Genomic DNA, 18,372 nt, shown 5'->3' on the forward strand with positions numbered 1-18,372 from the left:
CCGCCGCCGGGGGGGGGGGGGGCGCCGCGGGGGCGCCCTGGGGGCCCCCCCCGCCGCGGCCGCGCGGCCCGCCTCGTCGCGTGGACGGGGCGGGCCGCGCGTGACAGACTGGCCCGATGAGCATCACGCACCCGGTCCTCAAGCACCCCATCGAAGGCTCCCCCGGCCCCGGCGCCGGCATCGCGTACTTCGGCATGGGCTGCTTCTGGGGCGCCGAGCGGCTGTTCTGGCGCGTCCCCGGCGTCTGGACCACCTCCGTGGGCTACATGGGAGGCAAGACCGAGAACCCCTCCTACGAGGAGGTCTGCACCGGACTGACCGGCCACGCCGAGGTCGTCCGGGTCGTCTACGAACCCGAGAAGGCCGCCTACGAGGACCTGCTGAAGGTCTTCTGGGAGAACCACGACCCGACGCAGGGCATGCGGCAGGGCAACGACATCGGCACCCAGTACCGGTCGGTCGTCTTCACCACCACCCCCGAACAGCAGGTCGCCGCCGAGGAGGGCAAGGCCGCGTTCGCGCCCGCCGTCACCGCGGCCGGGCTCGGCGCCATCACCACCGCGATCGTCCCGGCCGGCGCCTACTGGCTCGCCGAGGACTACCACCAGCAGTACCTGCACCGCAACCCGAACGGCTACTGCAACCACGGACCCAACGGCCTGACCTGCCCCGTCGGGGTCGCCAAGGCCCAGGTCGAGGTCGAACGGCCCAGCGCCGGCTGACCCCTCGCGACGGGTGAAAAACCCCGCCGCCGCGACCCATCCGCTCCCCCTGCGGCTCCGAACCCATGTCGAGAACGCCGTTCGATCGCCGGGAGCGCGATGATGTTTGACCAGGGCGCCGAAGCCCATCGCCGACAGGACCAGCCGCGCCTGTCCGTCGTGGCGGGCGCCGACCCCGCCACGCCCGAAGCGCTGCTGCACCGCACCGCGCTGGGCGAGGACGACGCCTTCGCCGCGCTCTACGACCTCGTGTCCGGGCGGGTCTACGGGCTGTGCCTGCGCATCGTCCGCGACCCGGCCCAGGCCGAGGAGGTCGCCCAGGAGGTCCTCGTCGAGGTGTGGCGCACCGCCACCCGCTTCGACGAGCGCCGCGGGTCCGCCACCGCCTGGATCACCACCATCGCCCACCGCCGGGCCGTGGACCGGGTCCGGTCCGCGCAGGCCGCGGGGGAGCGGGAGCGGCGCGCCGCCGCCGAGTCCGCCGAACCCGAGTACGACCAGGTCGCCGAGGCCGCCGCCGGGCGCCTGGAGCACCGCCAGGTCCGCCGCTGCCTCAAGACCCTCACCGAGCTCCAGCGGCAGGCGGTCACGCTCGCCTACTACGGCGGCCACACCTACCGGCAGGTCGCGTCCCTGCTGGATGCGGCGGTGCCCACCGTCAAGTCGCGCATCCGCGACGGGCTCATCAAGCTGCGCGACTGCCTGGAGGTGTCCCGATGACCACGGACGAGCACACCCTGATCGGCGCCTGGGCCCTCGACGCGGTCGACGCGGGCGAGCGCGAGCTGGTCGAGCGCCACCTCGACTCGTGCGCCTCGTGCGCCCAGGAGGCCGCCGAACTGCGCGAGGCCGTCGCCCGCCTCGCCGACGTCACCATCGCCGAGCCGCCGCCGCGCCTGCGCGACAGCGTCCTGGCCGAAGTGCGCCGCACCCGCCAGGAGGCGCCGGTCGCGGCCCCCGGCGAGGCGCCCGAATCCGCCCGGGACCGGCGCCGCCGGGCGCCGCGGTCCCGGTCCGGGACGCACCGGGCGCACCGCCTGCGCCTGGCCCTCGGCGCCGCCGCCCTGGCCGTGGTCGCGGCCTTCGCGGGGGTCTTCGCGACCTGGTCGGTCATGCAGCAGCCCGGCGGCGAAGGGGACGGCAGCCCCATCGCGGCCGTGCTCGAGGCCCCCGACGCCGAGGTCGCCTACAAGGAGGCCGACGGCGGAGGCCGGGTCACCGTGATCTCCTCGGACTCGCTCGACGACGCCGTCGTGGTCGTCTCCGACCTCGCCGCCGTCGGCGACGACCGCTCCTACCAGGTGTGGATGGTCGACGAGGCCGGACAGGTCTCGGCCGGGGTCATGGACCCCGGCGACTCCTCCGCCACGATGCTCGTCGAAGGCCTCGGCGACACCCAGGTCATCGGCGTCACCAACGAGCCCGCGGGGGGCTCCGCGGCGCCGACCCTGCCGATGGTCGCCGACGTCGCACTGGACGCGTAGGCCGCCGCTGAGGACACGGCGCGGACCGGGCGAAAGCCCAGTCCGCGCCGTGTTTCATGCCCGTCCACGAAATTCCTCCTGATTTTTTCGCCACCGGACCCATCCGCACGCGGCCCGGCCCCGAATCAGGGGCATGAACGGCAGACCGATCGCAGCCCTCGCCGGGCTCGCCTGCGCAGGCGCCGCCCTCGCCGCGGCCCAGCTGGCGGCCGCGGCAGTGGCCCCCGGCAGCGCCCCGGTCGCGGCCGTGGGCGCCGTCGTCGTGGACGCCGTGCCCGAACCGGTCAAGGCCTTCGCGATCCGCACCTTCGGGGCCTACGACAAGCTCGTCCTGTTCATCGGCATCGGGCTCGTGCTCGCGGCCGCCGCGGCCGTCGTCGGCGTGCTCTCGCGCCGGCGGGTCGCGGTCGGCTACACGGCCCTGGCGCTGCTCGGCGCGGCGGGAGCGGCAGCCGCCCTCTCCCGGCCCGCGGCCGGGCCCGCCTGGGCCCTGCCCTCCCTGGTCGGCGCCGCTGCGGGGGCGCTCGTCCTGTGGCTGCTGTACCGGCGACCGGCCGCCGCGGAGCCCCCGGTGCCCGGCAGGGTCGTCGACCGGCGGGGGGTGCTGCTCGCCCTGGCAGGGGCGGGCGCGGTGGGAGCGGCCGGATGGCGCCTGGGCGGCACGGGGGAAGTGGAGACCGCCCGGGACGCCGTCCGGCTGCCCGAACCCGTCGACGCCGGCCCCGCCGGGGAGGGCCTCGACGTCGAGGGGATCACCTCCTACCTGACGCCCAACGCCGACTTCTACCGCGTCGACACCGCCCTGGTGCTCCCGCAGGTGCTCCCCGACGACTACGTCCTGCGCGTCACCGGCCGCGTCGACCGGCCCCTCGAGTTCAGCTACCGGGACCTGCTCGAACGCGACCTGGTCGAACGCGAGATCACCCTCTCGTGCGTCTCCAACGAAGTGGGCGGAACCCTCGCCGGGAACGCCCGCTGGCTCGGCGTCCCGCTCGCCGAGCTCCTCGAGGAGGCCGGCGTCCAGGACGGCGCCGGCCAGGTCGTCGGGCGCTCCTCCGATGGCTGGACCGCCGGGACGCCCACCAGCGCGTGCACCGACGGGCGCGACGCCCTCGTCGCGGTCGGCATGAACGGCGAGCCGCTCCCCATCGAGCACGGCTTCCCCGTCCGCATGATCGTCCCCGGCCTGTACGGGTACGTGTCCGCGACCAAGTGGCTCGTCGAGATCGAGCTGTCCTCCTTCGCCGACTTCGACCCCTACTGGGTCCGCCGCGACTGGGAGGCCGAGGCCCCGATCAAGACGTTCTCCCGCATCGACACGCCGCGGCCCCTCAAGACCGTCCCGGCGGGGACGACCCCGGTCGCCGGGGTCGCCTGGGCCCAGCGGCGCGGCATCGAGCGCGTCGAGGTCCGCGTCGACGAGGGCCCGTGGGAGGAGGCCGAGCTCGCCCCCGTGATCGGCCCCGACACCTGGCGCCAGTGGCTGTGGCAGTGGGACGCCGCGCCCGGGCGCCACAAGTTGGAGGTCCGCGCCACCGACGCGGACGGCGAGACCCAGACCGAGGAGCGGGTCACCCCGTTCCCCGACGGTGCGACCGGATGGCATTCCGTGATCGTCACCGCCGAATGAACCGAAGCGAGACCCCGGGGGCGACCGCCCCCGGAACCGAATGAGAGAGGCACGACCATGCAGAACCGACTCCTGACCCGCGCCGGGGCCATCGCCGTGGCCGCCGGATGCGCCATCGCCCTGGCCGCCTGCTCCTCCGACGAGGGCGGCGGCGACGACTCGACCGAAGAGGACGCGCAGTCGTCGGAGACGACCGAAGAGGAGACCACCGAGGCCGAGATGGCCTCGGGCGAGTTCGGCGCCGCGTGTTCGGCCGTCCCGGCCGACGGCGAGGGCAGCTTCACCGGCATGGCCGACGACCCGGTCGCCACCGCCGCGAGCAACAACCCGGTGCTGACCACGCTGGTCGCCGCCGTGGGCGAGGCCGACCTGGTCGACACCCTGAACTCCGCTGAGAACATCACCGTGTTCGCGCCGGTCGACGACGCGTTCGCCGCGATCCCCGAGGCCGACCTCGAGGCCGTCATGGCCGACCAGGAGATGCTCACCGGCATCCTCACCTACCATGTCGTGGGCGAGCGGCTCGCTCCCGAGGACCTGGCCGGCGAGCACACGACCCTCCAGGGCGACACCCTCGAGGTGACCGGCTCCGGCGAGGAGTTCATGGTCAACGACGCCGCGACCGTCGTCTGCGGGAACGTCCAGACCGCCAACGCGACCGTCTACATCATCGACACGGTGCTCATGCCCGCCTAAGGCCGAGCCCGCTCCGGCCGGGGCCGCCCGCGCATCCGCGGGCGGCCCCGGCCGCACGCACGAGGAGGAACCACCGGTGGGAACCGCCGTCATGCTGTTCACGCGCGACCTGCGCGTCCACGACAACCCGGCGCTGGCCGCGGCCTGCGGGGCCGAGGCGGTCGTGCCGCTGTACGTGGACGACCCGGCCCGGGCGGCGTCCCCGGTGCGGCGGCGCTTCCTCGCCGAGTCGCTCGCGGACCTGCGCGGGTCGCTGCGCGGCCTCGGCGGGGACCTGCTGGTGCGCCGCGGCGACACCGTCCGGGAGGTCGTGCGGGCCTGCGCGGACGCCGGCGCGGCGAGCGTGCACTGCGCCGACGACTTCGGGCGCTTCGAGTCCGGGCTGCGCGAGCGGCTCCGGGAGGCCTGCGATGCGGCGGGCGTCGTGCTGCGGACCGCGCCCGGCGTCACGGCCCTGGCGCCCGGGGCCGTGCTCCCCAGCACCGGCGGCGACCACTACAAGGTCTTCACCCCGTACTGGAGGGCCTGGTCGCGGGCTCCCCGGCGCCCGGTCGAACCGGCGCCCGAACGCGTGCGCCTCCCCGAGGGGGTCACCGGGGGCGACCCCGCCGCGGTCCTCGGGCCCGTGCCCGGGGCGAACCCGGCCTTCCCCGGCGGCGAGGCGGCCGCGGCCGACCGGCTCGACCAGTGGGCCCCGCGCGCCGAGGACTACCCCGAGCTGAGCGACGACCTCGCCGCCGACGCCACCTCCCGGCTGAGCCCCTACCTGAGCTTCGGGTGCCTCTCGCCGCGCGTGCTCGCCGCCGACCCGCGCCTGCCCGACGCCTTCGTCCGGCAGCTGTGCTGGCGCGACTTCCACCACCAGGTCCTGGCGGCCTTCCCCGACCTGGCGCGCGACGCCTACCGCGGCGACGGGGACTGGGCCGAGGACCCCGCCGCGCTCGACGCCTGGCGGCGCGGCGAGACGGGGATCGCCATCGTGGACGCGGGGATGCGCCAGCTGCTGGCCGAGGCCTGGATGCCCGGCCGCGCCCGCCTCGTCTGCGCCGCGTACCTCACCAAGACCCTCGGGCTCGACTGGCGGCACGGCGCCGCCTGGTTCGCCGAGCGCCTCGTGGACCTCGACGAGGCCAACAACGCCGGGAACTGGCAGTGGACCGCCGGGACCGGCAACGACACCAAGCCCTACCGGCGCTTCAGCCACGAGCGGCAGGCCGCCCGGTTCGACCCCGACGGGGCCTACCGGCGGCGCTGGGCCCCGTGAGGCGGCTCCCACTCGGCGCTGACGGCCCGCATCGCCTCGGTGCTGACTTCGAGGAACCGGGCGACGACCTCGCGTTCGGCGGCGCCGAACCCCTCCCATGAGGCGGCGAAGGCCTGCGCCAGCGGGATGAACATCTGCCGCCCCTCCTCCAGTCCCGCCTCGGGGACGGTGAGGGCGACGCGGCGCCGGTCGCCCGCGGAGCGCTCGCGCTCCACGTGCCCGACCGCCTCGAGGCGGTCGATGAGCGCGGTCGTCGCCGAGGGGCTGAGGCCCAGCTCCCTGGCGAGGACGGACGGCGACATGGGCTCGCCGCGGCGGGCCGCGGCGAGGATGAGCGCGAGCGCGTTGGCGTCGGTGCGGTGGAGGCCGTGGCGGGCCCCGAACCGCTCGGCGTACCGGTCCGACTCGACCGTCAGCGTCTGGAGCAGCCGGGTGAGGTCGCGGTCGGTGGGCGCGGCCTCGCCCTCGGTGTCGCGGGTCATACGCGCCTTTCTCTCCACGGGCAAGGTCGGTCTGTAGTCTACTGTTTCGATCATCGAATTATCCGCCGATGGAACCATCGGTCGCCGCGACGCGAGGAGACCCGCACCATGGCCCCCGAACGACCGCACACCGTACCCCGCCGGCGCTGGCTGCTCCCTGCGCTCCTGGCCCTCGCCTGGCTCGCCCTGGGCGCCTTCGCGGGGCCGTTCGCCGGGAAGCTCAGCGAGGTCGCCGTCAACGACGGCTCGGCGTTCCTGCCGTCCTCCGCCGAGTCCACCGAGGTGAACGAGGCGCGCGCCGCCTTTGACGAGACCGACGCGGTCCCGGCGATCGTCGTCGCCGAACGCCCCGGCGGGCTCGAGGCGGCCGACCTCGCCTACCTGGAGGACGCGGCCGCGGCCCTGGCGGCGCTGCCGTTCAACGCCGGCCCGGCGATCCCGCCGCAGCCCTCCGAGGACGCCGAGGCCGCGCAGCTGATCGTCCTCATCGGCGCGGACGCCGACGAGTCGGACGCGGTCGCCGAGATCCGCTCCGTCCTCGAGGACGGCAGCCCCGACGGCCTCCAAGTGCTCGTCACCGGCCAGGCCGCGCTCGGCGCCGACCTCGGCGAGGCCTTCGGCGGCGTCGACGGCCTGCTGCTGCTCGTGGCCGCCGCGGTCGTCGCGGTGATCCTCGTGCTCGTCTACCGCTCCCCGCTGCTGCCGCTGCTGGTGCTCCTGTCCTGCGGGTTCGCCCTCGCCGCCGCCAGCGCGGCCGTCTACTTCCTGGCCGACGCGGGCCTCATCGACCTCAACGGCCAGAGCCAGGGCATCCTGTTCATCCTCGTGTTCGGCGCCGCCACCGACTACGCGCTGCTGCTGGTCGCCCGCTACCGCGAAGAGCTCGGCGCCGGCCTCGACCGCTTCGCCGCCGTCCGCCGGGCCCTGCGCGCCACGATCGAGCCGATCGCCGCCTCCGCCGGGACCGTGATCCTCGGCGTGCTGTGCCTGCTGTTCAGCCAGCTCGAGTCGAACCGCGGCCTCGGCCCGGTCGCGGCCATCGGCATCGCCGCGTCGTTCCTGGCCGCCACGACGTTCCTGCCCGCCGTCCTCGCCCTGTTCGGGCGGGCCGCGTTCTGGCCCCGGCGCACCCGCACCGGCCCGTCGCGCTCGCGGCTGTGGTCCGGCACCGCCGGGCTCATCGCCCGCCGCCCCCGCGCGGTGTGGCTGGTCACCGCCGCGGGCCTGGTCGTCGCGGCCGCGTTCATGACGCAGCTGAAGGCCGACGGCACGACGCAGACGGACGTGTTCCTCACCGACGTCGACTCCGTCGCGGGCCAGGAGGTCCTGGCCGCGCACTTCGACGCCGGGTCCGGCGCGCCCGCCGTGATCGTCGCCGACGCCGACTCGCTCGACGCGGTGCTCGCCGCGGCCGAGGTCGAGGGCGTCGCCGAGGTCGCGGCGAAGACCGACGCCTCCGGGCAGGTCGTGGAGGCCGAGGGCCTGGTCGAGATCGAGGCGGTCCTGGAGGACGCGCCCGACAGCGACGCCGCGATGGCCGCCGTGGAGCGCCTGCGCGAGGCCGTGCACGCCGTCGACGGCGCGGACGCCCTGGTCGGCGGGCCCACCGCGATCCAGCTCGACACGCTCCACGTCTCCGAACGCGACCGCGCGGTCATCATCCCGATCGTGCTCGCGGTGATCCTCGGCGTGCTCATGCTCCTGCTCCGGTCGATCCTGGCGCCGCTGCTGCTGACCGCCACGGTGGTCCTGTCCTTCGGCGCGACCATGGGCGTCTCGGCGCTCGTGTTCAACCACCTCTTCGGATTCCCCGGCGCCGACCCCACTGTGGTCCTGTTCGGCTTCGTCTTCCTGGTGGCCTTGGGGATCGACTACAACATCTTCCTGATGACGCGCGTCCGCGAGGAGTCCGCGCGACTGGGCACCCGGGCGGGCACGCTGCGGGGGCTGGTCGCCACCGGCGGGGTCATCACCTCGGCCGGGGTGGTCCTCGCGGCCACGTTCTCGGCCCTCGCGGTCCTGCCGATCCTGTTCCTGGCGCAGATCGCGTTCGTGGTGGCCTTCGGGGTGCTGCTCGACACCGTCATCGTCCGGTCCCTGCTGGTCCCGGCGCTCACCTTCGACCTCGGGAAGGCCGTCTGGTGGCCCTCGCGCCTGTCGCGGGTAAGGCCCCTCAGCCGTGAGTAAGGGGTTTCGGCGGCGAAGGCCCGAGAACTAAGGCGGGCGAGGCCCGGCCCGACGCGGACTCCCGATGCGTCGGGCCGGGCCTCAGCACGAGCATTGATGTCAGGCCGGAGACACCGGCCGGCGACATCGAAGGAACCGCGATGACCATGAACGACTTCGACTTCCACTACATGCACTACGCCCGCTCCGAGGAGCTCCTCCGGGACGCCGAGAACGAGCGGCTCGCCCGCAGCCTCATCAAGGCCGCCAAGGAGACCCGCCGCGCCCGCGCGCAGGTCCGCCACGACGGCGTCGCCCGTCGCGTCGCCCGCGCCCTCGGCCGCAGGGACCGCTCCGAGGCGGACCGGGCCGAGCCCCGCACCCGAAATGAACACACCGCCGCGTCATAGGGGCATGTCATGATTGCTGACATGCCGCGCCTAGGTTCCGATCTCCCCCTCTTCGCCCGCGACGGCGAGTTCGCCGCGCTCCGCGACGCGCTCGCCGCCGCGAAGAGGGGGCGACCGGCCACGGTGCTCGTCTCCGGCGACGCGGGGGTCGGGAAGACCCGGCTCCTCCACGAGTTCAACGACGGCGCCGGTGACGGTGTCCTCACCGTCACCGGCCACTGCCTCGACACCGCCGACTCCGCCCTCCCCTACCTGCCCTTCGCCGAGATCATCGGCGCCCTCGCCCGCGACCACCCCGGACTCGCCGCCGACCACCCGGGCCTCGGCCCCCTCCTCCCCGGCCACCCCGTCGCCGCCGACGGCGACCTCGGCCGCCTCGGCCTCTTCGAGGCCCTCCACGCCGCCCTCGCCGACCTCGCCGCCACCCGGCCGGTCGTCCTCACCCTCGAAGACCTCCACTGGGCCGACCGCTCCAGCCGCGACCTCCTCGCCTTCCTCACCTCCCGCCTCACCGGCCAGCGCCTCCTCATCCTCGGCAGCTACCGGTCCGACGCCCTGCACCGCGGCCACCCCCTGCGCCCGCTCCTGGCCGAGCTCGTGCGCCTCCCCGCCGTCCAGCGCCTCCACCTCGACCCCTTCGACGCCCAGCACGCCACCGTCTTCGTGCGCGAGCTCAACGCCGGGCTCGACGAGGAGACCGTCGCCAAGATCGCCGCCGCCTCCGAGGGCAACGCGTTCCTCGCCGAAGAGCTCGCCGCCGCCGAGACCCACACGGTCACCTTCGAACTCGCCGAGGTCCTCCTCGCCCGGCTCGAGCGCCTCCCCGACGCCGCCAAGCAGGTCGTGCAGCTCGCCTCCGTCCTCGGCAGGCGCTTCACCCACCGGCGCCTCAACGCCGCCGCCTGGTCCCTGCTCGACGAGACCGGCCTGCGGCACGAGCGCGAACTCGACCAGGCCCTGCGGGCCGCGATCTCCCACGGCATCATCGTCCAGAAGAGCGCCGACACCTACGCCTTCCGCCACGCCCTCCTCAGCGAGGCCGTCTACAACGACCTCCTCCCCGGCGAGCGCATCCGCTACCACCAGAAGATCGCCGAGTCCCTCGCCGACGACCACGGCAAGGGCGCCGAAGCCGAACTCGCCCACCACGCCCACGAGTCCGGCGACCTCCCCTGCGCCCTCGCCGCCTCCGTGCGCGCCGCCGACGAGGCGGTCGAACTCGCCGCCCCCGCCGAGGCCCTCCTCCACCTCGAACGGGCCCTCACCCTCTTCGGCCGCGTCCCCGCCGCGCGGCGGCCCGAAGGCCTCACCGAGCTGCGCCTGACGCTCCGGGCCGCCGCCAACGCCGAGGCCTCCGGCGAGATCAAACGCGCCCAGTCCTACTCGGGCGACGCGGTGCGCCTCGCCGACGCCTCCGGCGACAGCGTCCAGGGCGCCTACACCCGCCGCAAGTACGCCAAGAACCTGCTCATCATCGAGGGCAACGAACAGGAGGCCCACCGGATCGCCTGGGAGGCGTGGGAGCTGGTCAAGGACGAGGAGCCCCGCGCCGTCAAGGCCTGGGCCCAGGCCATGGTCGCCCGCACCACCAACGGCCTCTGGCAGTACGAGGAGGCCGCCCGCTGGTGCGCCCGGGCCATCGCCACCGCCGACGCGGTCACCGCCGCCGGCACCGCCGAAGCGGACGAGGGCCACCTCGCCGCCAAGGCCGACGCGATGCTCACCGACGGCATCGCCGCGTTCCGCCGCGGCGCCCTGTCCTTCGAGGAGGTCGTCGCCCGCAACGAAGCGGCGCTCGACCTCATCCGCGGCAAGGGCTGGCACGAGGTCGAGCTGCGCGCCCACTTCAACAAGGGCCTGGCGCTCACCGAGGCCGCCCGGCTCCCCGAGGCCCTCGTGCACTTCGACCGCGGCGCCGAGCGGGCCCGGCGCACCGGCGACAAATGGAGCGCCTTCGGCCTGGAGATCGCCGTCCGCCAGGTCATCTGCAACTACATGCTCGGCCGCTGGGACGCGGTCGACGCCAACGGGGAGATGGCCTCCAGCGTCCTGCCCGGCGTCGTGCTCACGCGCCTCGCCGCCGCGGTGCTCCTCGTCGACGTCGCGCGCGGGCGCTTCGAGGCCGCCGACCGTCGCCTCGACTACCTCGCCGACCGCTGGCAGCTCGACGGCCAGGTCCTCGCCCTGGCCTCCCTGTGCGGGGCCGAACTCGACCGCTGGCGCGGCCGCCCGGCCGAGGCGCTCAAGCGCGTCGAGCGCGCCACCGCGAAGATGACGCGCCAGCGCGGCTACTACCTCGCGGGCATCTCCGTGTGCGCCGCCGGGATCGGCGCCGCCGCCGACCTCGCCCAGCAGGCGCGCCACGGCGGCGACGCCGCCGCCGCGAAGGACGCGGTGGCCGCGGGCGAGCGCCTGGCCGAGCGGGCCCGGTTCTTCCTCGAACACGGCCGGCCCCTGTCCGGGACGCTCGGCCCCGAAGGCCGCGCCTGGGTCGCCGAGCTCGACGCCGAGGAGTCCCGCCTCTACGGCGAGGGCGACCCCGAACTGTGGCGCGCCGCCGCCGAGGCCTTCGACTACCGCAACGCCGGCGATGGGGTCGGCGCCGAGAACACCACGGCCGCAAGCGAGGTCGCGGCCCTCGGTGAGCAGGACCGGCTCGAGCTGGCCCTGCGGGACCCGGTCGCCTCCGAGGCCTTGGCGCTGCTGGAGCGCACCGGCAGGAGCGACACCGGCGCGATCCCGGTCGGCGCGATGGCCGGCGGGGACTGGGCCGAGCCGTACCGGCAGGCGTACGCGCAATGGCGCCTCGCCGAGGCGCTGCTGGCCGCGCCGGGCGGCGAGTCCCGGACTGAGGCGGCCGAGGTGCTGACCGAGGCGAAGACCACCGCGATCCGCCTGGGCGCGGCCCCGCTCGCCGAGGCGCTGTGCGAACTGGCCGAACGGGCCCGGCTCGACGCGGCGGTGCCCACCACCACGCCGCTGACCCCGCGCGAGCTGGCGGTCCTGCGGCTGGTGGCCCGGGGCCTGACGAACCGGCAGATCGGCGCCGAGCTGTACATCTCGGAGAAGACGGTGAGCGTGCACCTGTCGCGGGCGATGGCGAAACTCGAGGTGGCGGGCCGCGCCGCAGCGGTCAACGCCGCCCACCTCCGCGGCTACCTCACCGAGGACTGACCGGCACCGAGAAAAAAGCAGGCCTCCTCTGCTGCTGGTCGCCGCTCGAGAGACAGTGGTTGGCTGGGCCGGAGCGGCTGATGCCCGCCTCCGCGGTTACCTCACTGAGCACTGACCGGCGCCGAGGCGGGGGAGCGGGCCTCCTCTGTTGCTGGTCGCCGATCAGGAGACAGCGGTTGGCCGGGACGAGGCAGGGCGGGGTGGCTGATGCTGTCCGTCTCCGCGGTTACCTCACCAAGGACTGACCGGTGCCGAGTTGGGTGCGGGCCTCCCCGTTGCCGGTCGCCGCTCGAGACGGCGATTCGCCAGGGCCGCGGCGGCCGATGCCCCCCCCGCCTCCGCGGCCACCGCACGGGCATCGACCGGCTCGATCGGTCGTGAGCCGCGGCGCTCGTGGTTGCAGTGACCGTTCAGGTTGCGGTGCGGGTACTGCTGTTTCCAATGGGCGATCGGCTCAGGCGTGCCGCCTCCCAACGGCCTGTCCGCCTTCATCGGAGGCCGTCCGCCACCGGCATACCGGCCCGGTCGGGGCGGCGTGCGCTCGTGCGGCGACCGCCGTGAGCGGGGTCGCATGCCCGTGCGCTGCCGCTCCGCGCCCCGCTCGCCGAGGACCGCCCCCGGGCCCGGCGCCGCCCCGGCGGCCCGACCTGGGCCCTCGCCCCCGCGCCCCCAGCTTCACCGCTACCCGGGGTTGACGCCTCAGACCTGCGTAATCCCGCAGTGGTACGCCGATTGCCTTCCTGCGCCCGATGTACGGGCCCCGCCTCCGCACGAACATTGCCCCCATGAAGCGGCGAACAGCACTCAAGTGGTCCCTCATCGGTGCCGGGGGCGCCGGCGCGCTCGTGCTCGGCGGCGCCGGCACCGTCGCCTACTTCTGGGCCGACGCGCGGCTCGACACCGTCGGCAAGGTCGCCTTCGACACCCCCCTCGCCGTCCCCCCGCTCGCCGAGTCGACGCGGGACGCCTCCGGCGCGCGCCGGTTCGACCTCGAGATCCAGTCGGGCACCGTCGCGTTCAAGGACGGCCGCGAGACCGAGACCTGGGGCCTCAACGGCGCCTTCCTCGGCCCCACCATCCGCGCCGAGCGCGGCGAGGAGGTCGCGTTCGCCGTCCGCAACGGCCTCGACGAGGGCACCTCCATCCACTGGCACGGGATGCACCTGCCCGCCGTCATGGACGGCGGCCCCCACCAGGAGGTCGCCCCCGGCGGCGACTGGGCTCCCCAGTGGACTATCGATCAGCCCGCCGCGACCCTCTGGTACCACCCGCACCCCCACGGGCGCACCGCCACACACGTCTACCGGGGCCTGGCCGGGATGTTCATCATCGACGACGACGCGGACCTGAACCTGCCGCGGACCTACGGCGTGGACGACGTGCCGATGATCGTCCAGGACCGGAAGTTCAACGACGACAACCAGTTCGACGACACCAACACCTTCCTGAGCAGCCAGGGCCTCCTCGGCGACGAGATCATGGTCAACGGCACGCTCGGCCCCTACTTCGACGTCACCACCCGCCTGGTGCGCCTGCGCCTGCTCAACGGCTCGCTCTCGCGCCTCTACAACTTCGGCTTCGGCGACGGCCGGCCCTTCTCGCTCATCGCCACCGACGGCGGCCTGCTGCCGTCCGCGTGGGAGACCGACCGCCTCCAGCTCTCACCTGGTGAGCGGGTCGAGATCGTCGTCGCCTTCGAACCCGGCGAGACCGCCGTCCTCCGCTCCCACGCGGCCGACGAGGGCTACACGGGCCCGCTCGGGCGCCTCAACGGCGGCGACGACACCCTCGACATCTGCGAGTTCCGCGCCGCCGCGAGCCTGGACGACGCGACCGAGGTCCCTGAGACCATGGGCGCCGCACCGGACCTGGCGGACGCCGAGCCCGCCGAGGAGCGCTCGTTCACGCTCACGGGCTTCAACCAGATCAACGGCGAGTCGATGGACATGCAGCGCATCGACTTCGGCGTCCGCGAGGGCACCGTTGAGGTCTGGGAGGTGAAGAACGGCGACGGCTACCTGCACAACTTCCATGTCCACGACGTCCAGTACCAGGTCATCAGCGTCGACGGCGAGGAGCCGCCCCCGCGCCTGCGCGGCTGGAAGGACACCGTCCAGCTCGTCCCGCAGCGCCGGTACCGGCTGGCCATGCGGTTCACCGACTACACCGACCCCAACCTGCCGTACATGTACCACTGCCACATCCTCGCCCACGAGGACTCGGGGATGATGGGCCAGTTCGTGGTCCTCGGCGAAGGCGAGTCGATCGGGGAGGTCCCGGTCGTCGACTCGGCGCACTCCCACGGCTGACGCCGCGGGGGAGCGCCGTCCCCCCGGACCCCCTGTCCGGGAAACGGCGCGGCACCGGGCGGGCCCGCCCGTAGGCACCACGTGAGGGCCCGTCCGGTGCCGTGTTGCCGAAGTCCTAGAGCACGTACACGCCGATGAGGTTGGAGAGGGTCCTGATGTCCACTTTGCCCTTGAACTCGAAGCGCACCTTCCCGAGGCCGCTGTACCACAGGTCCAGTTCCGCGTCGAGGTCGAAGTGGCCGGACGTCTCGACCGAGAACGCCTGGACCTTGCTGTAGGGCAGGGAGGTGTAGTCGCGCTTCTTGCCGGTGATGCCCTGGGCGTTGACGGCGATCACGCGCTTGTTGGTGAAGGCCACGTAGTCGCGCACCCCTTTGAAGGCCGACACCAGCTGCTCGCCCTGCACCAGCAGCGGCTGCAGTTCGGCGGCGATGCTCCCGGGGTCGATCTGCTGGAGTTTGAAGAGTGAGCCGTTCGAGAAGTCGATCATCCGCTCATCGTAATGACCCGCGGGGGACCGGTGGGTGCACTGTGGAGTCGGCGGGGCGGGAGGGGTGCGGCGCCGGGCGCCTCGATCGGTCCTCGCCGCCCCGCGCGACGCAGTCGCCTTGCGGGGGAGGCGGATCCGGGGTCAGAGGGTGCTGTTGGCGATGTGCTTGGCGATCGCGGGGAGGTCGACGTTCTCCTTGAACTCGAAGCGCACCCTGCCGAGCCCGGAGAACCACATGTCCAGTTCGCCGTCGTTGTCCATGAGGCCGTCGGTCTCCACCGAGTAGGCCTGGATCTTGCTGTAGGGCAAGGACGCGTAGTCCTTCTTGCGGCCGGTCATGCCCTGGACGTTCACCGCGATGACCCGCTTGTTGGTGAAGACCACGAAGTCGCGCACGCCCTCGAAGGTCATCGCGACCACTTCGCCGTCGGCGAGCAGCGGCTGCACCTCGTCGCGGAAGCCGGGGTCGTCGGTGAGCTTGAGCTTGAAAACCGAGCCGTTCTTGAAATCGATCATGCGGGCAGGATATCGGTACCGCACCCGCGCCGCGGTCCGCCTAATACCGTTCGGCCGCAATCGCGGTCGCCTGCGCCATGACCACTTTGAGCGGCCGGCCCAGGGCCGCCGCGGCGGCGGCCGCGTCCTCGTACTCGACCGAGGCGTTCACGACCTCGCCGCCCTCCAGGGCGAGCTTCACCCCGATCGCATGACCGTCCACAGTGATGTGAACGTACTGCCGTTCCAGGGCGTACTTGTCGATCGCGTAGGAGCGCATGCCGATCGTCGTCGTGTGCCGCACCAGCGCCGAACGCACCGCCTCGACCGCCTCGCCGCGGCACAGCACGTGCACCGTGTGGGCCGGGCGGCCCTTCTTCATGAGGATCGGCGTCAGCCACGCGTCCGAGGCCCCCGCGTCCAGGAGCGCCGCGAGCGCCGCGGGCCACAGGCGCGGGTCGAGGTCGTCCACGTTCGTCTCGACGACGACCGGCGTCCCCGTGCCGCGGGCCGCCGCTTCATGTCGGTGCCCGTGGGGTTCCGCGCCCGCACCGGGAGCGCCGTGCGCGTGGGACCCGTCGGGGCCGCCCCGGGGCTGCTCGCCGCCCGTCCGGTCGGCGCCCTCGTGATGGCGGGCGCCGCCCGGCTCAGCGGCGTGGCGGTGAGGCCCACCGCCCGCAGCCGCGGCGTCCCCCTGGTGGTGGTGCGGACGGGGCGCTGGCCGGACCGCGCGCCCGACGACGATCCGCAGCAGGTTCGCCCGCTCCTGCGGGTCCCGCCCGCCCGCGCCGACGCCGACCCGCTCGACCACCATCTCCGGCAGGGGACCGTAGTCCGCGGCGGCCGCCGCGACGAGCGCCGCGCCCGTGGGCGTGCACGCCTCGTACGGCACCGCCCCCGCGACCGGGGCCTCCGCGTCCGCGAGCACCCGCAGCACGGCCGGGGCCGGCAGCGGGATCGACCCGTGCGAGCCCCGTGTGGCGCCCCCGCCGACGGTCACCGTCGACGCCGTCCACTGCTCCACCCCCAGGGACGCCAGCCCGGCCGCCGCCCCCACGATGTCCGCGATCGAGTCGAGCGCCCCCACCTCGTGGAAGTGCACCTCCTCGACGTCGATCCCGTGCGCGGCCGCCTCGGCCGCCGCCAGGCGCCCGAACGCCCCCAGCGACAGCGCCCGCACCCCCTCGTCCAGGTCCGCGCCCTCGAGCATGGCCCGGATCGACCGCCAGCGCCGGTCCGTCGCCACCTCCGGCGCCTCCACGGCGACCAGCGTCGCGGCCAGGCCGTGCCGCGCGACCCTGCCGGCGCGCAAGCGGACCGGCTCGGTCCCGAGCGCGTCCACCGCCGCCTGCATCACGTCGAGGCCGACCCCCGCGTCCGCCAGGGCGCCCAGGAACATGTCGCCGCTCGCGCCCGCCCCGCAGTCCAGCCACCCGATCGACGCCGTCACCGCTCCGCCTTCACGCCGAGGATCCGCACCGCGGCCATCGCCGCGCCGAACCCGTTGTCGATGTTCACCACGGTCACCCCCGGCGAGCAGGAGTTCAGCATCGTCAGCAGCGGCGCGAGCCCGCCGAACGCCGCCCCGTACCCCACCGAGGTCGGCACCGCCACGACCGGGGCCGACACCAGGCCGGCCACCACGCTCGGCAGCGCCCCGTCCATCCCCGCCACCACGACCACGCACGCCGCCTCCCGCAGCTCGGCGACCTTGTCGAGCAGCCGGTGCAGCCCCGCCACGCCCACGTCCGCGACCAGGCGCGCGTCGATCCCGTTCGCCCGGGCCACCAGCTGCGCCTCGAGCGCCACCGGCAGGTCCGAGGTCCCCGCGCACACCACCGCCAGCGGCCCGGCCTCCGCCTCCGGGAACGCCCCGACCGCGCACACGCCCGACTCGACCAGCACCGGGTCGGCGCCCTCGAACGCCTCCCGCACCGCCGCGGCGCACGCCTCGCCGCAGCGGGTCGCGACCGCTACCCGCCCCGGGTGGGCCTGGCGCAGCGCTTGCAGCGCCCCGACGACCTGCTCGGGGGTCTTGCCCGCCGCGTACACGGCCTCGGCCGTCCCGGTCCGGGCCGGGCGGCCGGTGTCGATCTTGGCCCACCCCAGGTCCCGGTAGGCGTCCCCGGACCCGGCGAGCCCCGCTTCGCGCTGGTATTCCACGGTCCGATCCTTTCACCCGCGGCGCCCCGGCGACCACTCGAACCGGGCCCGTCCCAGTCCGCGACGGCCCTCCTCGGGCCCTCCGCGCCCACCGTCCGGACCGGATGCCGCGGTGCGGCCGCGGCGTCGGCCCCACCGTCTAAGGTCAAGGGGTGTCCCAGCCGCTGATCGCCGCCCACCGCGGCGCCAACGAGTTCCTCCCCGAGCACTCCATCGCCGCGTTCAGGCAGGCCATCGTCGAGGGCGCCGACGCGTTCGAGTTCGACATCCGCCTCACCGCCGACGGGCACCTCGTCCTCCACCACGACCGCACCGTCAAGCGCACCGCGGGCGCCAAGGGCGCAGTGGCGGACCTCACGCTCGACCAGCTCCGCGAACTCGACTTCGCCCACCTCTACCCCGCGTGCGCCGGCAACCCCGAGGCCGAGCGCATCCCCACCCTCGAGGACCTCTTCGCGCTCGTCGTCGACTCCGGCAAGGACATCAAGCTCCTCGTCGAGGCCAAGCACCCCTGCAAGTTCGGGCCGCGGCTGGAGCTGCGGCTGTGGGAGACGCTGAAGCGCTGGCCGGGACTGGACGTGACCGTCATGTCGTTCTCGCGCGCCGCGCTGAAGACCTGGCGCGGCCTGGACCAGGACACGCCGCTGGTGTGGATCTTCGAGTACCCGTTCCGGCGCCCGCCCGAGGGCGTCCAGGTGCTCAGCTCGCGGGTCGACTACGTCGACTCGACGCCCGATTTCGTCGAACGCAGCCACGACGCGGGCTACGAGGTGTACACCTGGACCGTCAACGACGCCGACACCGCGCACCGTATGGCGGGGCTGGGGGTCGACCTCGTCTTCACCGACCGGCCCGCCGCGATCCGCCAGACCCTGGCGGGGTGAAAC

The 18,372-nt window shown here is 74.2% G+C and carries 16 protein-coding genes; 11 read left to right on the forward strand and 5 right to left on the reverse strand.

Annotated elements, in window-relative coordinates; all coding sequences use genetic code 11:
- The first annotated feature begins 116 nt into the window (after positions 1-116).
- The 6 genes from msrA to LO763_RS07250 all read left to right on the forward strand — a co-directional run bounded on the left by msrA (position 117) and on the right by LO763_RS07250 (position 5,796).
- Positions 117-722: a peptide-methionine (S)-S-oxide reductase MsrA gene (gene msrA / locus LO763_RS07225; RefSeq protein ID WP_230601298.1), complete on the forward strand. Its 606-nt coding sequence runs from the start codon at positions 117-119 to the stop codon at positions 720-722.
- Between the two features lie 102 nt (positions 723-824).
- Complete coding sequence (gene sigK, locus LO763_RS07230) at positions 825-1,442, forward strand: ECF RNA polymerase sigma factor SigK (protein ID WP_439650274.1); 618 nt, start codon at positions 825-827, stop codon at positions 1,440-1,442.
- Positions 1,439-2,206 carry an anti-sigma factor gene (locus LO763_RS07235; protein ID WP_230601300.1) on the forward strand — a complete coding sequence of 256 codons (768 nt, stop codon included), beginning with the start codon at positions 1,439-1,441 and terminating at the stop codon, positions 2,204-2,206. The genes sigK and LO763_RS07235 overlap by 4 nt, the downstream gene beginning before the upstream one ends.
- A 133-nt stretch (positions 2,207-2,339) precedes the next feature.
- A complete protein-coding gene (locus LO763_RS07240) occupies positions 2,340-3,836 on the forward strand; it encodes a molybdopterin-dependent oxidoreductase (RefSeq protein ID WP_230601301.1) in 1,497 nt (498 codons plus the stop codon).
- 57 nt (positions 3,837-3,893) lie between these two features.
- Complete coding sequence (locus LO763_RS07245; protein ID WP_230601302.1) at positions 3,894-4,532, forward strand: fasciclin domain-containing protein; 639 nt, start codon at positions 3,894-3,896, stop codon at positions 4,530-4,532.
- 76 nt (positions 4,533-4,608) lie between these two features.
- Positions 4,609-5,796, forward strand: coding sequence for a cryptochrome/photolyase family protein (locus LO763_RS07250; RefSeq protein WP_230601303.1), 1,188 nt, complete (start codon positions 4,609-4,611; stop codon positions 5,794-5,796).
- Here the strand turns inward: LO763_RS07250 and LO763_RS07255 are convergent.
- Positions 5,772-6,278, reverse strand: a complete 507-nt coding sequence (locus LO763_RS07255) for a MarR family winged helix-turn-helix transcriptional regulator (protein WP_230601304.1) — start codon at positions 6,276-6,278, stop codon at positions 5,772-5,774. The two genes, LO763_RS07250 and LO763_RS07255, sit on opposite strands and share 25 nt — an antisense overlap.
- A gap of 108 nt (positions 6,279-6,386) precedes the next feature.
- On the opposite strand from LO763_RS07255, the gene LO763_RS07260 reads away from it, so the two are divergent.
- From LO763_RS07260 to LO763_RS07280, 4 genes are all read left to right on the forward strand, one after another.
- Positions 6,387-8,465, forward strand: coding sequence for an MMPL family transporter (locus LO763_RS07260; RefSeq protein WP_230601305.1), 2,079 nt, complete (start codon positions 6,387-6,389; stop codon positions 8,463-8,465).
- A 140-nt stretch (positions 8,466-8,605) separates the two neighbouring features.
- Positions 8,606-8,854: a hypothetical protein gene (locus LO763_RS07265; RefSeq protein ID WP_230601306.1), complete on the forward strand. Its 249-nt coding sequence runs from the start codon at positions 8,606-8,608 to the stop codon at positions 8,852-8,854.
- Between the two features lie 21 nt (positions 8,855-8,875).
- Positions 8,876-12,028 carry an AAA family ATPase gene (locus LO763_RS29360; RefSeq protein WP_304608799.1) on the forward strand — a complete coding sequence of 1,051 codons (3,153 nt, stop codon included), beginning with the start codon at positions 8,876-8,878 and terminating at the stop codon, positions 12,026-12,028.
- Between the two features lie 785 nt (positions 12,029-12,813).
- Positions 12,814-14,337, forward strand: a complete 1,524-nt coding sequence (locus LO763_RS07280) for a multicopper oxidase family protein (RefSeq protein ID WP_230601307.1) — start codon at positions 12,814-12,816, stop codon at positions 14,335-14,337.
- Between the two features lie 115 nt (positions 14,338-14,452).
- Here LO763_RS07280 and LO763_RS07285 read toward each other — a convergent pair whose 3' ends face one another.
- The 4 genes from LO763_RS07285 to larB form a co-directional block, all read right to left on the reverse strand.
- On the reverse strand, positions 14,453-14,827 hold the full coding sequence (locus tag LO763_RS07285; protein ID WP_230601308.1) for a PH domain-containing protein: 375 nt from the start codon (positions 14,825-14,827) through the stop codon (positions 14,453-14,455).
- A 141-nt stretch (positions 14,828-14,968) separates the two neighbouring features.
- Positions 14,969-15,343 (reverse strand): PH domain-containing protein, encoded by a 375-nt coding sequence (locus LO763_RS07290; protein ID WP_230601309.1) that lies wholly within the window; start codon positions 15,341-15,343, stop codon positions 14,969-14,971.
- Between the two features lie 40 nt (positions 15,344-15,383).
- Entirely contained in the window at positions 15,384-16,772 is a 1,389-nt protein-coding gene (gene larC / locus LO763_RS07295) for a nickel pincer cofactor biosynthesis protein LarC (RefSeq protein WP_230601310.1), read from the reverse strand.
- Positions 16,769-17,485, reverse strand: a complete 717-nt coding sequence (larB, locus tag LO763_RS07300) for a nickel pincer cofactor biosynthesis protein LarB (protein WP_230601311.1) — start codon at positions 17,483-17,485, stop codon at positions 16,769-16,771. Before larB ends, larC begins: the two co-directional genes overlap by 4 nt.
- Positions 17,486-17,637: 152 nt before the next feature.
- Here larB and LO763_RS07305 point away from each other — a divergent pair, with 152 nt between their 5' ends.
- The gene (locus LO763_RS07305; protein ID WP_230601312.1) at positions 17,638-18,369 is read left to right on the forward strand and encodes a glycerophosphodiester phosphodiesterase; all 732 of its coding nucleotides are present in this window, start codon (positions 17,638-17,640) and stop codon (positions 18,367-18,369) included.
- The last annotated feature ends 3 nt before the right edge of the window (positions 18,370-18,372 follow it).

The organism is Glycomyces amatae, assembly GCF_020991375.1.
Lineage (GTDB): Bacteria > Actinomycetota > Actinomycetes > Mycobacteriales > Micromonosporaceae > Glycomyces > Glycomyces amatae.

Excerpts from the sequence above, each read along its gene's own strand:
- LO763_RS07255 (WP_230601304.1), bottom strand. The coding sequence starts at position 6,278 with ATGACCCGCGACACCGAGGGCGAGGCCGCGCCCACCGACCGCGACCTC.
- LO763_RS07290 (WP_230601309.1), bottom strand. The coding sequence starts at position 15,343 with ATGATCGATTTCAAGAACGGCTCGGTTTTCAAGCTCAAGCTCACCGAC.
- sigK (WP_439650274.1), top strand. The coding sequence starts at position 825 with ATGTTTGACCAGGGCGCCGAAGCCCATCGCCGACAGGACCAGCCGCGC.
- LO763_RS07260 (WP_230601305.1), top strand. The coding sequence starts at position 6,387 with ATGGCCCCCGAACGACCGCACACCGTACCCCGCCGGCGCTGGCTGCTC.
- LO763_RS07235 (WP_230601300.1), top strand. The coding sequence starts at position 1,439 with ATGACCACGGACGAGCACACCCTGATCGGCGCCTGGGCCCTCGACGCG.
- LO763_RS29360 (WP_304608799.1), top strand. The coding sequence starts at position 8,876 with ATGCCGCGCCTAGGTTCCGATCTCCCCCTCTTCGCCCGCGACGGCGAG.
- LO763_RS07265 (WP_230601306.1), top strand. The coding sequence starts at position 8,606 with ATGACCATGAACGACTTCGACTTCCACTACATGCACTACGCCCGCTCC.
- LO763_RS07285 (WP_230601308.1), bottom strand. The coding sequence starts at position 14,827 with ATGATCGACTTCTCGAACGGCTCACTCTTCAAACTCCAGCAGATCGAC.
- msrA (WP_230601298.1), top strand. The coding sequence starts at position 117 with ATGAGCATCACGCACCCGGTCCTCAAGCACCCCATCGAAGGCTCCCCC.
- LO763_RS07280 (WP_230601307.1), top strand. The coding sequence starts at position 12,814 with ATGAAGCGGCGAACAGCACTCAAGTGGTCCCTCATCGGTGCCGGGGGC.
- LO763_RS07245 (WP_230601302.1), top strand. The coding sequence starts at position 3,894 with ATGCAGAACCGACTCCTGACCCGCGCCGGGGCCATCGCCGTGGCCGCC.
- LO763_RS07240 (WP_230601301.1), top strand. The coding sequence starts at position 2,340 with ATGAACGGCAGACCGATCGCAGCCCTCGCCGGGCTCGCCTGCGCAGGC.